The following is a 15369-nucleotide window of genomic DNA, read 5'->3' on the forward strand; positions in this document are numbered from 1 at the left end:
TAGCTCCTGCGTGTTTCGTTATGGGTGACGGCTGGGCTGCTCTTCTAATATGTGTGTTGACACTGGCCGGCAGCGACCGGCAGGCAGGGTGCGATCACATTCATGGAAACCCAGGAGACAAGCATGATCCGACTGAAAGTCAAGCCGATCTGTGCCGCCATCATGCTGATGTCGGCGTACGGGGCGCCGGCGCTGGCGCAAACCACCACCGATAACGCGGGTACGGGCACGGAGGCGCAGGCCGTGCAGCCCGCGGCCGCAACGGGCGCCGAGCCGGCCCAGCCCTCCCAGCAGGCCGCCGCCGATGCCCAGCCGGTCCAGGCGGTCTCTGTGGTCCAGGTCACCGGCCTGCGCCAGAGCCTGCGTTCGGCCGAAAGCATCAAGCGCGACGCGCTGCAGGTGGTGGACGCGATCAACGCCGAGGACATCGGCAAGTTTCCCGACCGCCAGGCCGGCGACGCCCTGCAGCGGGTGGCGGGCGTGCAGGTCGGGCGCGACCGCGGCCAGACCAGCACTGTCATCATCCGCGGCCTGCCGGACGTGGCGACCACAATCGACGGCAACGAGATCTTTACCGCGGCCGCGCGCCGCTTGTCCTACGAGGACCTGCCGGTGCAGGCCATCTCGGGCCTGGACGTCTACAAGTCGGCGACCCCGAACCAGCTCGAGGGCGGCATCGCCGGCGCCGTCAACGTGCGCCTGCGCTCGCCCTTCGATTCGAAAGGCCTGAACTTCACCGGCTTCGTCGAAGACCGCATGCAGAAAACCAACGGCAGCAGCGCAACCGATGACAGGCACAATCCGGGCGGCGGTTTCTCGGTCAGCAACCGCTGGGACACCGGCATCGGCGAAATGGGCGCCTTGCTCGACGTCGCCGTCTTCCGCGAGAACTGGGCCTACCCGGTGCAATGGGTCGACCGGCCCACCAACGTGTTCTCGGTGAGCCCGGACGGCACCGCGACCCGGCTCGGCGATCGCGGGCCGTTCACGCCCGCCGCGCCCGGCGATGTGCTGGGCCAACTGCCCAACATCGGCGGCATCTACAACAGCGGCAAGCGCGAGCGCCAGAGCATCCATGGCGCCTTCCAGTGGAAGATCAGCCCCGAGCTCCAGGCCAGCGCCCAGTACCTCGGCATGGGTTACCAGGGCCGTAATGCGGTCAACTACATCCTCGACATCGTCACCTGGGCGCCGCGCCTGACCAACGTGGTGCTGGCGCCGGGAGGCAGCCACTGCAACACCCCGCAAGGCGTGATCTGCCCGATCATGTCGGCCGACGCGGCGGCGGCACAGTTCGACACCGGCCTCTACGACTGGGACCCGTATACCGCCACCAGCACCTGGGGCCAGAAAGAGCGTACACGGACGAATTACCTGAACCTCGCCCTGCGCTATGCGAGCGGCCCGCTGACGGTCAATACGCATCTGGCCTACACAAGGTCGAAATTCGTCAACGACACCGTCATCGTCGACCAGCAGATCCCGGGCGCCAGCTCCAGCGTGTATGCCGTCGGCGCCGATGGCCACGGCGGCTATAACGCGGTCACGACGCCGGGCAGCGCGAACGCTTTGCGCGACCCGAACCAGTTCGTGCTGCGCGGCCTGGTGCAGAACTGGAACGAGCAGGGCGGCAATCAATTTCAGTGGCGCGCCGACGGCACCTATCGCCTGGGCGGCGACGGCTTCTTCCGCGCCGTGCTGGCGGGCGTGCGCCTGTCACAGCGCAAGGCCAGCTACCACGGCGCCGAACGCGCCTCCGACTTCGATACCGATGTCCGGCCCACCCCGATCGGGCTGTTCGGACCCTCCTTCCAGCAGCTGGTGCCGGGCCTGGACCGCCTGGGCGGGCCATGGTACACGCCTTCGTCCGACTTCCTGATCGATAACGCCGACGTGGTGCGCAATGCCTATGGCCAGCCGAGCGGACGGGTGCCCGATGACCCGACCCGCCTGTTCGACCAGAAGGAGCGCAACGCGACCTTCTACCTGTCCGGGCGCTGGGAAGCCGAGTTCGCCGGCGTGAAGGTGAGCGGCGAGGCGGGCGCCCGCGTGCTGAAGGACAAGCGCAGGCTGCGCGGCCAGAACCGCATCGGCGACGTGGTGACCGATGTCAGCCTGTCGACTTCGGAAACCAATGTGCTGCCGAGCATCTCGGCCATCGTCAACTGGAACGATCAGTGGCAGTCGCACCTGTCGGCCGGCAAGACCCTGACGCGGCCGGGCTTCCGCGAGCTCAATCCCGCGCTCTCGCTGGTGCCGCCGACCGTGAACGCGCCCGGTAGCGGCAATGCCGGCAATCCCTACCTGGAGCCGACCCGTTCGAAGAACCTGGACGCGACCCTCGAATACTATTTCGCGAAGAACGGCTACGCCCAGATCGCACTGTTCCATCGCGACATCGACGGCTACCTGCAGAACTTCACGCTGGACGAATCCATCGGCGGCGTGACCTACCGCGTGACGCGGCCGCAGAATTCGGGCAAGGGCACGCTGCGTGGCGCCGAGCTCGGCGGCCAGAAGTTCTTCGACTTCCTGCCCGGCATGTGGAGCGACTTCGGCATCCAGGCCAACTACACCTGGATCGACGGCGACAATGAGACCCGGACCGACCTGGCCAGCAATGTCTTCACCAGGACCGCCCTGGTCGGCGTGGCCAAGCAGAACTTCAACGTCGCCCTGCTCTACGAGGGCAACGGCATCACCGGCCGCCTGGCGGCAACCCGGCGCGGCGACTATGTCGAGCAGATCGCCGAGCCGCCGTTCAACCAGGACCGCGTGGTCAAGGCCACAACCTTCGTCGACCTGAGCATCGGCTACGAGCTGACGCCCAACGTGTCGCTGCACTTCGACGCGATCAACATCACCAAGGCGAAATTCGAAAGCGAGCTGGGCCCCTACCAGCCGCGCGACATCCGCTATAACCCGACGACGTATGCGCTGAGCCTGCGCTACAAGATGTGAGGAAGAGGTAACGATTCGGAGTAATCGAGTTATCGCGTTGGCGCCAGCCGTCCGTCCATACGGCCGGTTGGCGCCTTCAGGAGAGAAAATTGGCACGAACCTACCAGAACCCGGTGTACCCCGAGATCTTCGCCGATCCCTTCGTGCTGAAACACGAGGGCGTCTACTATGCCTACGGCACCGCGCCCGGCAGCACCAATGGTCGCCAGATCCCGGTGCTGCGCTCACCCGACCTGGTCGACTGGGAGCCGCTCGGCCACGCGCTGGAGCCGACCGGCGCCTTGCATTACTGGGCGCCGGAAGTGGCGTTCCATGAGGGCCACTTCTACATGTACTATTCCTCGGGCTCGGCCGACGAGGGCACCGACCAGAAACTGCGCGTGGCCGTCGCCGACCACCCGGCGGGGCCCTTTGTCGACACCGGCAAGATCCTCGTGCCCGACCAGCCGTTCTCGATCGACGCCCATCCCTACAGGCACACGGATGGCCAGTGGTACCTGTTCTATTGCGTCGACTTCCTGGAGCTCACGGGCGACCACCGGATCGGCACCGGCATCGTGGTCGACCGCCTGCTGGACATGACGACGCTGGCCGGCGCACCGCGGATGGTGGTGCGCCCGCACCAGGACTGGCACGTGTTCCGCAAGGGCCGCCTGATGTACGGGCAGATCTACGACTGGCACACGGTGGAGGGCGCTTCAGTGCAACTGCACGACGGACAGGTCTACTGCTTCTACAGCGGCGGCGCCTGGGAGCGCGAGAACTACGGCGTCAGCTATGTCGTGGCCGATCATCCGCTCGGGCCCTATCATCGCCCGGGGGGCGGGCACGAGGCGCTGCTGATGCGCAGCCGTCCCGGCATCGTCGGCCCCGGGCACAATTCCTTTACCACCTCGCCCGACGGCAGCCAGACCTGGATCGTCTACCACGCCTGGGACACGGCGCAGACCGCGCGGCGCATGTGCATCGACCGGCTGGATTGGGACGCTGGGCGTCCATCCACATCGGGTCCCAGTTCCGGCCCACAGGCGGCACCCGCCAGGTAAGCCTGCCCGTCACCACGCATTCGAACAATCCGGCGCGGCTGTCTGTTGTGAATGGCAGGGCGCGCCTGCAGCGAGCGGGCCGCGGCAGGCGCCTGCGGCGCGGCGGCGTCCCTGCTGGCCGGGTCAGCGCTGGGGCGAGACGACCCTCTCCAGCAAGGCCGCGAGAGTTACGACAGGAACGATCAGCCAGGCCAGGTAGGCCAGCGAGGCACCGAACCAGCGCCGCAAGAGCGTGCGCGCGGCCAGCAGCACCAGGACCGCCAGGCTGGAGAACAGCGCCGCGCGCAGCAGCAGGGGGGGCATTCACTTGTCATCGTCGAACTCGTCGATCAGCTGGCGCAGTTCCTGGATGTCGGCCTGCGACAGCTTGCGCTGGCTGCCGAAGTGCGCGACCAGCGGCGCGATGCGCCCGCCGAACAGGCGCTGCACCAGGCTTTCGCTTTCGCGGGCCAGCCAGGCTTCGCGCTGCAGCACCGCGTGGTAGAGGAAGCGCCGTCCGTCCTTCGTGGCCGCGATCGCGCCTTTCTTGAGCAGGCGGTTGAGCAGGGTTTTCACCGTGGCGGTCTGCCAGTGCTGAGTTTCAAGCAGGGCGACGACGACCTGCTCGGCCACCACCGGCCCGGGCGCGCGCCACAGCACCTCCATGACGTGCGACTCGGCGTCGCTGATGTTGATTCCCGAGGTATTCGCCATGACAGCACCATTTACAGTTGTAATCGAACTCGATGATTACATCTGTAATTTATCGTGTCAAGCGCGCTGCGGAGAGCCCGCCATTGCGAACAGGTCTTTTTTCGTCGAAATGTCTCCCACTGCACGGTTCGCCCCGGATGGTTCCTGCACACTCGGTCCTATGCAAGGCCCCTGGGAAGACGTTTAAAATTGCCACATCGCAAAGGTGAGAGGAAAAAGGATGTCGACATCAAGCATGACCGTGGAACAGGGCATCCAGACAGCCGGGGTCGGCAGGTTCCAGTACCGCCTCTTCCTCATCTTCGGCCTGGTCTGGATGGCCGACGCCATGCAGGTCCTGTCGATCGGCTTCACGGCGCCCTCGATCGCGAAGACCTTCGGCATCGCCATGCCGCAGGCGCTCGAGACCGGGACCGTGTTTTTTGTGGGCATGCTGATCGGGGCTTTCGGCTTCGGCCGCCTTGCCGACCGCATTGGGCGCCGGCCGGTCCTGATGGCGGCGGTGCTGGTCGACGCCTGCTTCGGCGTGGCATCCGCCTTTGCCCCGGATTTCACCTGGCTGCTGGCGCTGCGCTTCCTGACCGGTATCGGCGTCGGCGGCACGCTGCCCGTCGACTACACGATGATGGCCGAGTTCCTCCCGAGCGACCGGCGCGGGCGCTGGCTGGTGCTGCTCGAATCCTTCTGGGCGGTCGGCACCATCCTGCTGGCGGTGCTGGCCCTGGTCGCGCTGCGCTGGGGGAGCGACGCCTGGCGCGTGATCTTCTTCGTCACCGGCATCCCGGCCCTGGTCGGCGTGGTCCTGCGCTTGTCGATTCCGGAGTCGCCGATGTACCTGAACCGCAGCGGCATGCCGGAGCAGGCGCGCGCGGTGCTGGAGCGTGTCGCGCGCGTGAACGGCCGCGTGGTGACGATTCCCGCGCTACGCCCCGAGAGTCCGGTGAAGCATACGCTGGCCGCGTTGTTTTCCAGCGAACTGCGGCGCAGGAGCGTCTGCCTGTTCGCGGCCTGGATGCTGATCTCGATCGCCTACTACGGCGTCTTCGTGTATCTGCCGGTACGCCTGAGCGCGGAAGGCTTCGGCTTCATGCGCGGCCAGGAATTCCTGATCGTGCTGGCGCTGGTGCAGCTGCCCGGCTTTGCACTGTCGGCCTATGGCGTGGAACGCTGGGGAAGAAAGCCGACCCTCATCGGTTTCCTGCTCCTGAGCGCCGTGGGCTGCATGTTCTACAGCTTTGGCAGCGCCACAAGCGTGGTGGTCGGCTCGACCCTCCTGATGAGTTTTGCCCTGCTGGGCACTTGGGGCGCCCTGTATGCCTTCACGCCCGAGGTCTACCCGACCGACCTGCGCGCCAGCGGCATGGGGACGGCCGGCGCGGTGGCGCGCTTCGGCGGCCTGTTCGCGCCGGCCATCGTGGCGCCGGTGATGGCGACCCACTTCACGCTGGCGCTGGCGATGCTGGCCGGGTTCCTAGCGCTCGGCGCGGCCGCCATCGGCTATGTGGACGTGGAGTCGCGCAACCGGGCGCTCGAGTAAGCGCGGCCGCCTCAGCCTTCGTTTGCCTGGCGCGTGGACATCCGGCGGCAAGCCTCGCCCAGCACCGTGACCAGCGCAACGCCGCCCGCCACGGTCAGGGCGCTGCGCAGGTCGGGCTGCAGCGCGCCCAGCGCGAACAGCAGGGTGGTCGCCTCGGCCGGTGGATGACGCGCCTTTGCCGCCGCCTGCAGGCCCATCGACAACAACACCGCCAGCACGGCGGCGGCCAGGCGCGGTCCGGACAGGGCGTGGGCGTCGGTCACGCTGGGAAGATCGACGGCGCCGGCGAGATGGACCGCCGCGATCCCGCAGGCCAGGCCGATCAGGTGGCCGGCGAACACGTTCCACGGCCTGGCGCTGGGCAGCGCCGGCGTGCCGGCCTGGATCGCGACGGTCGGCCCGAGGCTGGGGAACATCCAGGGCACGCCGGCCGCGATGGCGCCCAGCCCGACCAGGCCGAGCACGAGGGCGGCTGCAAGGGGCGGGGCGGCCGCGCGCGCGAGCTTGCCCGCGTCCATCAGGACGGCACGACCAGGGTCTGCGGCGCTGCTTGCCGGATCCGGCCGTGCAGCCACTCGAGCTGGCGCTTGTTCTGGTGGCGGGTGGTGGTAATCGCAGCTTCGAAGTCCTTGTCGTGCAGCGAGCGCGCGGCCTGTTCCAGGATGTCGAGCGAGATCATGCTCTCGTTGACCAGCAGCCAGAGGTCGTGCAGGTCGCGCAGCATGTCGAAGCCGCCCTGCTTGCGTTGCACCAGCAGGGCCTCGTCCAGCCGCTTCGGTTCGCCCTCGCGGCGCTCGCCGTAGTGCTGGACGAAGGGCTCGAGCGCATCGGCCGAGGCGCCCGACCACTGCGCGAACACGTGGCACAGCGGACCGATGTCCGGCTCGTCGGGGTGGGTGGTGCGGATCTGGTCGAAGGCCTTGACCAGGCGCCGCTCGCTGATCTGCAACAGGCCCAGGTAATCGGCGACGTGGGCGCGCAGCGGGCGTGCCTTGTCCCAGCCCTCGACCAGCGCGTCCTTGACCTGCTTCAGTGCATGCACGACGCCGGTCCCGGTCGACGCCGGATCGCTCACCCCGGGCGCGGCCGGGTCCATCCGTTCCGGCTGCGCTGCCGCGGGCGCCGCGATCTTCTCGATGCGCACTGCCGCATACTTGTAATGCGGCTGCTTGCTGACCGGGTCCCACTCGTAGATCGTCAGCTCGTTGGCGGCGCGCGCGCGTCCCGGCTCGTCCCAGTAGCCGAAGTGGAAGGGCACGAAGACTTCGCCGGCGCCGATATCGCCGAGCGTGGCGCGGGCCTCGGCGACGCCGCGGCGTGAGGTGATGCGGACCCAGTCGCCGTCTGCGATGCCGAGGCGTTCGGCGTCCTCGCGCGCGAGCTGGACGAATTCTTCCGGCGCCGCCGCGGCCAGTGCTGGCGCGCGGCCGGTCTTGGTGCGGGTGTGGAAGTGGTAGACCAGGCGGCCCGTGGTCAGGTAGAGGGGATAGTCGGCGTCGGGTTCTTCGAAGGGCGCCATGTGCTCGGCGCCCTTGAGGACGGCGCGGCCCGCCGGATTGCTGGCCCGGTATTCCTTCTCGGGCACTGGCGCGCCGGTGATCAGGTCGTGGCCGAAGCTCTCGCAGTAGTCGGCGTCGGTCGGGAAGACCAGGTCCTGGTAGATGCGCGGCAACCCGTCCGGGTGCGCTTCGTTGCAGGGCCAGGGAATGCCCGAGCCGCCGCTGAGCTTTTCGTAGCTCAGGCCGGTGTAGTCGCAGGGACGTCCGCGTGTGCAGGCCTTCCAGCCTTCGAAGGCTTCTTCGGGGGTGGTCCACTTGACCAGGGGCGCGCCGTCCTTGTCCCTGAAGTCCATGCGGCGCGCGAAGTCGACGAAGATGTCGAAGTCCGAACGCGCTTCGCCCGGCGGCTCGACCGCCTTGTGGCTGATGTGGACGGTGCGGTCGACGTTGGTGAAGCAACCGGTCTTTTCTCCCCACAGGGCCGCAGGCAGGACCACGTCGGCCATTTGCGCGGTCTCGGTCAGGAAGGCGTCCTGCACGACCACGAACAGCTCGGGATTTTCCAGGATCCTGCGCACGCGGTTCAGGTTGGGCAGGGACACGGCCGGGTTGGTGGCCTGGATCCACAGCATGCGGATCGATCCGGTCTCGCAGTAGCGGAAGATCTGCATCGCATGGGTGGGCGGGGTCCAGTGCGGGATGATGGCCGGGTCGACGTTCCAGACCCGCGCGAGGTCCTCGATGTGTTCGATGTTGTTCCAGTTGCGGAATCCCGGCAGGTCGCCGTCGGCGCCGGTTTCCCGGGTGTTCTGGGCGGTCGGCTGGCCGTTCATCTGCATGATGCCGCAGCCGGGGCGGCCGATGCGTCCCAGGACCAGGTTGATGTTGTTCACCTGGACCGCCGCGGCGGTGGCCTGGTTCGACTGGTAGACGCCCTGCAGGCAGCTCGAGAGCAGCATGCGCGAGGCGCCGATGATCCCGGCCGCGCGGCGCAGGTCGGCGGCCGGCACGCCAGTGATTTTCTCGACCCGTTCGGGCGGATAGGCCTCGACCAGCTTCGCCAGATCGTCGAAGCCCGTGGTGTGCCGGTCGACGAAAGCGCGGTCGGCGTGGCCGCCGGCGATCAGGAGGTGCAGCAGGCCATTGAGCAGCGCGACGTTGGTGCCGATCTTCGGCGCCAGGTGCAGGTCGGCTTCGCGCGCGGTCATGGTACTGCGCGGATCGATGACGATCAGGCTGGGTGGGTTGGCGGCGCGGCGCCGGTCCAGCACCCGCATCCACAGCACGGTATCGGTATTCGACATGTTGTGCCCGACCATCAGGATGCAGTCGGTGCTGTCGACGTCGTAGTAGGAGCCGGGCTGGCCGTCGCTGCCGAAGCTTTCCTTGAGCGCGGCGGCAGCGGTGGCGGTGCACAGGCGGGTATTGCCGTCCATGTGGGGCGTGCCCAGTCCGGCCTTGCCGATCATGCCCAGCGTGTAGTATTCCTCGAGGAAGAGCTGGCCGCTGGTATAGAAGCCGATCGCCCCGGCCGTGAAGTCGCGCTTGACCTGCCTGGTGCGCTCGACGATCAGTTCCATTGCTTCCTCCCAGCTCGCCCGTTCCAGGCGGCCGTGACGGCGGATCATCGGGTGGGTGAGGCGGTCCGGGCTGTTGTTGGCCTCCCAGCCGTGCAGTCCTTTCGGCCCCAGGCGGCCGCGGTTGACGACATCCTGCGCGCGTCCGCGCACCCCGACAATGCGTCCATCCTTCACGCCGATGTCGCAGCCGCAGCCGTTCGAGCACAGCACGCAGGCCGATTGCACCCAGCGCTCGGGCTCCTCGAGCGTGCGCTGGTCGACCCGCACGGGCCAGTCGCCTTCGCCCGCATATGGCGTGCGCTCGCCCCAGATGTCGGCAACGCTGTTCCTCGATTCCATGCTTCTCCTCCTGAATGAACCGTCCGGGCGACAAGCAGAGGCGCTGGCGCTCTCCGAGCGTGCGATCCGGAAAAACATTTATAGAAAAGTACTTGTCAATCCAGCATAGCCCTCCTGGCAAAGATGAGGCGCAAGATAGATGCAGCGTTCGTCGTCTGCGCGGCCTCCTTGCAGGTCGCGGAGTGGGGAGGGCGGCTTGCGACAGCGCCTGGCGCCATGCTGTCGGCCACCTCGTGGTCGCGTGGAACGCTGCCGGTGTCCGATGCTTTCTGCGCTGTCCGACCGCTCGACACGCGTGAATCCGGCATGTCGCATGTTCCATAACAAGGGGCTTGCGCGACACCCCGGCGGTTTGCTATAGTTCGCCTCCGCTTCGGCGCTGACGTAAAACATCAACGAAATCAGGTAGTTGATCTTGCAACAGCAAACTCAGGAAACTGAGCTGAAGCAAACGAGGGGTTGACGAGTATCGCAAAACATCGCATAATCTCACTTCTCTGCTGCTGACGAACAAAACGATTCGCAAGCGCAGCAAGGTAGTACAGAACAACGGTTCTTTAACAATTAACAGTCGATAAGTGTGGGCGTTTGATGAAGGTGCCAGCTGACTTGTTCAGCTGATTACTTAAAATATCAAATGTTCGCACAAAGTATTAAACGTTGTCTCAGCAATGGGATGACGGTCAGTATTTTGAGTGAGCGACTCCGCTAGCGATAGCGGATGACTCGAAAGAGTCAACAAACAGAGATTGAACTGAAGAGTTTGATCCTGGCTCAGATTGAACGCTGGCGGCATGCTTTACACATGCAAGTCGAACGGCAGCACGGGCTTCGGCCTGGTGGCGAGTGGCGAACGGGTGAGTAATACATCGGAACGTACCCAGAAGTGGGGGATAACGTAGCGAAAGTTACGCTAATACCGCATACGTTCTACGGAAGAAAGTGGGGGATCGCAAGACCTCATGCTTTTGGAGCGGCCGATGTCTGATTAGCTAGTTGGTGAGGTAAAGGCTCACCAAGGCGACGATCAGTAGCTGGTCTGAGAGGACGACCAGCCACACTGGAACTGAGACACGGTCCAGACTCCTACGGGAGGCAGCAGTGGGGAATTTTGGACAATGGGCGCAAGCCTGATCCAGCAATGCCGCGTGAGTGAAGAAGGCCTTCGGGTTGTAAAGCTCTTTTGTCAGGGAAGAAACGGTAGGAGCTAATATCTCTTGCTAATGACGGTACCTGAAGAATAAGCACCGGCTAACTACGTGCCAGCAGCCGCGGTAATACGTAGGGTGCAAGCGTTAATCGGAATTACTGGGCGTAAAGCGTGCGCAGGCGGTTTTGTAAGTCTGACGTGAAATCCCCGGGCTCAACCTGGGAATTGCGTTGGAGACTGCAAGGCTGGAGTCTGGCAGAGGGGGGTAGAATTCCACGTGTAGCAGTGAAATGCGTAGAGATGTGGAGGAACACCGATGGCGAAGGCAGCCCCCTGGGTCAAGACTGACGCTCATGCACGAAAGCGTGGGGAGCAAACAGGATTAGATACCCTGGTAGTCCACGCCCTAAACGATGTCTACTAGTTGTCGGGTTTTAATTAACTTGGTAACGCAGCTAACGCGTGAAGTAGACCGCCTGGGGAGTACGGTCGCAAGATTAAAACTCAAAGGAATTGACGGGGACCCGCACAAGCGGTGGATGATGTGGATTAATTCGATGCAACGCGAAAAACCTTACCTACCCTTGACATGTCAGGAATCCTCGAGAGATCGGGGAGTGCCCGAAAGGGAACCTGAACACAGGTGCTGCATGGCTGTCGTCAGCTCGTGTCGTGAGATGTTGGGTTAAGTCCCGCAACGAGCGCAACCCTTGTCATTAGTTGCTACGCAAGAGCACTCTAATGAGACTGCCGGTGACAAACCGGAGGAAGGTGGGGATGACGTCAAGTCCTCATGGCCCTTATGGGTAGGGCTTCACACGTCATACAATGGTACATACAGAGGGCCGCCAACCCGCGAGGGGGAGCTAATCCCAGAAAGTGTATCGTAGTCCGGATCGCAGTCTGCAACTCGACTGCGTGAAGTTGGAATCGCTAGTAATCGCGGATCAGCATGCCGCGGTGAATACGTTCCCGGGTCTTGTACACACCGCCCGTCACACCATGGGAGCGGGTTTTACCAGAAGTAGGTAGCTTAACCGCAAGGAGGGCGCTTACCACGGTAGGATTCGTGACTGGGGTGAAGTCGTAACAAGGTAGCCGTATCGGAAGGTGCGGCTGGATCACCTCCTTTCTAGAGTAGCACCGGAGCTAACGCTCGGCATCAAGCGCCTACGCTTATCGACTGTTGATCAGAACTATATTTAGCTGAAGCGAAAGCTTGAGCTAAGTGTAGTTTGCGTTCTTTAACAATCTGGAAGAAGTAAAGTTTTTTTAAGCGTGTAAGCGAATCAGGAATGATGAGTGAGCACACTTAGGGTAGTAATCAAAGTATCAACAAACATGCAATAACGCTGTACTCTTGATCCTGTAGCGTTCCCTGTTGTCAGCAGGGGCTAACGTTATAGGGACAAGCGAATAAGTGCACATGGTGGATGCCTTGGCGATTACAGGCGATGAAGGACGTAGTAGCTTGCGATAAGCTGCGGGGAGTGAGCAAACACACTTTGATCCGCAGATTTCCGAATGGGGAAACCCGGCCCTTTGGGTCATTGCATGCTGAATACATAGGCATGCAAAGCGAACGCGGCGAACTGAAACATCTAAGTAGCTGCAGGAAAAGAAATCAACCGAGATTCCCAAAGTAGTGGCGAGCGAAATGGGAAGAGCCTGTACGTGATAGTCGATCGGATAGTGGAACAGATTGGAAACTCTGGCCATAGCGGGTGATAGCCCCGTACACGAAATCCGGACGGTGGTACTAAGCGTACGACAAGTAGGGCGGGACACGAGAAATCCTGTCTGAACATGGGGGGACCATCCTCCAAGGCTAAATACTCGTAATCGACCGATAGTGAACCAGTACCGTGAGGGAAAGGCGAAAAGAACCCCGGGAGGGGAGTGAAATAGATCCTGAAACCGTGTGCATACAAACAGTCGGAGCGGACTTGATCCGTGACGGCGTACCTTTTGTATAATGGGTCAGCGACTTACATTCAGTGGCGAGGTTAACCGAATAGGGGAGCCGTAGAGAAATCGAGTCCGAACAGGGCGACAGTCGCTGGGTGTAGACCCGAAACCAGGTGATCTACCCATGGCCAGGATGAAGGTGCGGTAACACGCCCTGGAGGTCCGAACCCACTAATGTTGAAAAATTAGGGGATGAGCTGTGGGTAGGGGTGAAAGGCTAAACAAACCTGGAAATAGCTGGTTCTCTCCGAAAACTATTTAGGTAGTGCCTCAAGTATCACCATCGGGGGTAGAGCACTGTTATGGCTAGGGGGTCATTGCGACTTACCAAACCATTGCAAACTCCGAATACCGATGAGTGCGAGCTTGGGAGACAGACGTCGGGTGCTAACGTCCGGCGTCAAGAGGGAAACAACCCAGACCGCCAGCTAAGGTCCCAAAGATTGGCTAAGTGGAAAACGAAGTGGGAAGGCTAAAACAGTCAGGATGTTGGCTTAGAAGCAGCCACCATTTAAAGAAAGCGTAATAGCTCACTGATCGAGTCGTCCTGCGCGGAAGATGTAACGGGGCTAAGCCAGTCACCGAAGCTGCGGATATATTTCTCGTGATTTATCACTTGATCTATATGGTAGGAGAGCGTTCTGTAAGCCTGCGAAGGTGTCTTGTAAAGGATGCTGGAGGTATCAGAAGTGCGAATGCTGACATGAGTAGCGATAATGCGGGTGAAAAGCCCGCACGCCGTAAGCCCAAGGTTTCCTGTTCAACGTTCATCGGAGCAGGGTGAGTCGGCCCCTAAGGCGAGGCAGAGATGCGTAGCTGATGGGAAGCAGGTTAATATTCCTGCACCGTCGTATGATGCGATGGGGGGACGGATCGCGGAAGGTTGTCCAGCTGTTGGAATAGCTGGTTCTTGACTCATAGAAGGCGCTTAGGCAAATCCGGGCGCGGAATTCAAGGGGTCGAGACGGGTGGCCATGCGCCACGAAGCAATCGGAAGTGGTTCCAAGAAAAGCCTCTAAGCTTCAGTCATACGAGACCGTACCGCAAACCGACACAGGTGGGCGAGATGAGTATTCTAAGGCGCTTGAGAGAACTCGGGAGAAGGAACTCGGCAAATTGGTACCGTAACTTCGGGAAAAGGTACGCCCCGGTAGCTTGATCACTTTACTGTGTGAGGGCGAAAGGGTTGCAATAAACTGGTGGCTGCGACTGTTTAATAAAAACACAGCACTCTGCAAACACGAAAGTGGACGTATAGGGTGTGACGCCTGCCCGGTGCTGGAAGATTAAATGATGGGGTGCAAGCTCTTGATTGAAGTCCCAGTAAACGGCGGCCGTAACTATAACGGTCCTAAGGTAGCGAAATTCCTTGTCGGGTAAGTTCCGACCTGCACGAATGGCGTAACGATGGCCACACTGTCTCCTCCCGAGACTCAGCGAAGTTGAAATGTTTGTGATGATGCAATCTACCCGCGGCTAGACGGAAAGACCCCATGAACCTTTACTGTAGCTTTGCATTGGACTTTGAACCAATCTGTGTAGGATAGGTGGGAGGCTTTGAAGCGGGGACGCCAGTTCCCGTGGAGCCATCCTTGAAATACCACCCTGGTTTGTTTGAGGTTCTAACCTTGGTCCGTTATCCGGATCGGGGACAGTGCATGGTAGGCAGTTTGACTGGGGCGGTCTCCTCCTAAAGTGTAACGGAGGAGTTCGAAGGTACGCTAGGTACGGTCGGACATCGTGCTAATAGTGCAATGGCATAAGCGTGCTTAACTGCGAGACCGACAAGTCGAGCAGGTACGAAAGTAGGACATAGTGATCCGGTGGTTCTGTATGGAAGGGCCATCGCTCAACGGATAAAAGGTACTCTGGGGATAACAGGCTGATTCCTCCCAAGAGTTCATATCGACGGGGGAGTTTGGCACCTCGATGTCGGCTCATCACATCCTGGGGCTGTAGCCGGTCCCAAGGGTATGGCTGTTCGCCATTTAAAGTGGTACGTGAGCTGGGTTTAAAACGTCGTGAGACAGTTTGGTCCCTATCTGCCGTGGGCGTTGGAAATTTGAAGGGGGCTGCTCCTAGTACGAGAGGACCGGAGTGGACGAACCTCTGGTGTACCGGTTGTCACGCCAGTGGCATTGCCGGGTAGCTAAGTTCGGAAGAGATAACCGCTGAAAGCATCTAAGCGGGAAACTTGCCTTGAGATGAGATTTCCCGGAGCCTTGAGCTCCTTGAAGGGTCGTTCGAGACCAGGACGTTGATAGGCTGGGTGTGGAAGTGCAGTAATGCATTAAGCTAACCAGTACTAATTGCCCGTACGGCTTGTCCCTATAACCTTAGCAGGTACAGGTCAGGATACAGCGCTGTTTGTTGATACAGTTGCTACCCAATACTTCTTCCAGATTCAGAGTGGCGCTCGCATGGGTGAGCGAAACTCGTACAAGTCATGCCTGATGACCATAGCAAGTCGGTCCCACCCCTTCCCATCCCGAACAGGACCGTGAAACGACTTTGCGCCGATGATAGTGCTGCAACCAGTGTGAAAGTAGGTTATCGTCAGGCTAGTTAATTAGCAGTAAGCAAAAAACCCCGCAGA

At 61.9% G+C, this 15369-nt stretch carries 7 protein-coding genes and 3 rRNA genes; 6 read left to right on the top strand and 4 right to left on the bottom strand.

The features are described from left to right. Positions 1-123: 123 nt before the first annotated feature. Together ACSUZJ_RS11920 and ACSUZJ_RS11925 are read left to right on the top strand one after the other, a co-directional pair. Positions 124-2961 (top strand): TonB-dependent receptor, encoded by a 2838-nt coding sequence (locus ACSUZJ_RS11920; protein WP_499416351.1) that lies wholly within the window; start codon positions 124-126, stop codon positions 2959-2961. 89 nt (positions 2962-3050) lie between these two features. Further along, the gene (locus ACSUZJ_RS11925) at positions 3051-4007 is read left to right on the top strand and encodes a glycoside hydrolase family 43 protein (protein WP_499416353.1); all 957 of its coding nucleotides are present in this window, start codon (positions 3051-3053) and stop codon (positions 4005-4007) included. Between the two features lie 123 nt (positions 4008-4130). On the opposite strand, the gene ACSUZJ_RS11930 is transcribed toward ACSUZJ_RS11925, so the two are convergent. After that, positions 4131-4310: a M56 family metallopeptidase gene (locus ACSUZJ_RS11930; RefSeq protein WP_499416356.1), complete on the bottom strand. Its 180-nt coding sequence runs from the start codon at positions 4308-4310 to the stop codon at positions 4131-4133. Continuing rightward, positions 4311-4700, bottom strand: a complete 390-nt coding sequence (locus tag ACSUZJ_RS11935) for a BlaI/MecI/CopY family transcriptional regulator (protein ID WP_499416358.1) — start codon at positions 4698-4700, stop codon at positions 4311-4313. It abuts the gene before it with no gap. Between the two features lie 220 nt (positions 4701-4920). Here ACSUZJ_RS11935 and ACSUZJ_RS11940 point away from each other — a divergent pair, with 220 nt between their 5' ends. Next, positions 4921-6237 carry an MFS transporter gene (locus ACSUZJ_RS11940; RefSeq protein WP_499416360.1) on the top strand — a complete coding sequence of 439 codons (1317 nt, stop codon included), beginning with the start codon at positions 4921-4923 and terminating at the stop codon, positions 6235-6237. An 11-nt stretch (positions 6238-6248) separates the two neighbouring features. Here the strand turns inward: ACSUZJ_RS11940 and ACSUZJ_RS11945 are convergent, their stop codons facing one another. Both ACSUZJ_RS11945 and ACSUZJ_RS11950 read right to left on the bottom strand, forming a co-directional pair. Continuing rightward, the gene (locus tag ACSUZJ_RS11945) at positions 6249-6755 is read right to left on the bottom strand and encodes an HPP family protein (RefSeq protein WP_499416362.1); all 507 of its coding nucleotides are present in this window, start codon (positions 6753-6755) and stop codon (positions 6249-6251) included. Then, positions 6755-9655 (bottom strand): molybdopterin oxidoreductase family protein, encoded by a 2901-nt coding sequence (locus ACSUZJ_RS11950; RefSeq protein WP_499416364.1) that lies wholly within the window; start codon positions 9653-9655, stop codon positions 6755-6757. The genes ACSUZJ_RS11945 and ACSUZJ_RS11950 overlap by 1 nt, the downstream gene beginning before the upstream one ends. Before the next feature lie 751 nt (positions 9656-10406). On the opposite strand from ACSUZJ_RS11950, the gene ACSUZJ_RS11955 reads away from it, so the two are divergent. The 3 genes from ACSUZJ_RS11955 (at position 10407) to rrf (ending at position 15335) form a co-directional block, all read left to right on the top strand. After that, positions 10407-11937: ribosomal RNA gene (locus ACSUZJ_RS11955) — 16S ribosomal RNA — on the top strand. Between the two features lie 274 nt (positions 11938-12211). Then, positions 12212-15103 (top strand): 23S ribosomal RNA (locus tag ACSUZJ_RS11960). A gap of 119 nt (positions 15104-15222) precedes the next feature. Next, positions 15223-15335: ribosomal RNA gene (rrf, locus tag ACSUZJ_RS11965) — 5S ribosomal RNA — on the top strand. The 16S, 23S and 5S rRNA genes sit together here, the layout of an rRNA operon. The last annotated feature ends 34 nt before the right edge of the window (positions 15336-15369 follow it).

This window comes from Telluria sp. B2, assembly GCF_051789535.1.
Classification (GTDB): Bacteria; Pseudomonadota; Gammaproteobacteria; order Burkholderiales; family Burkholderiaceae_D; genus Telluria.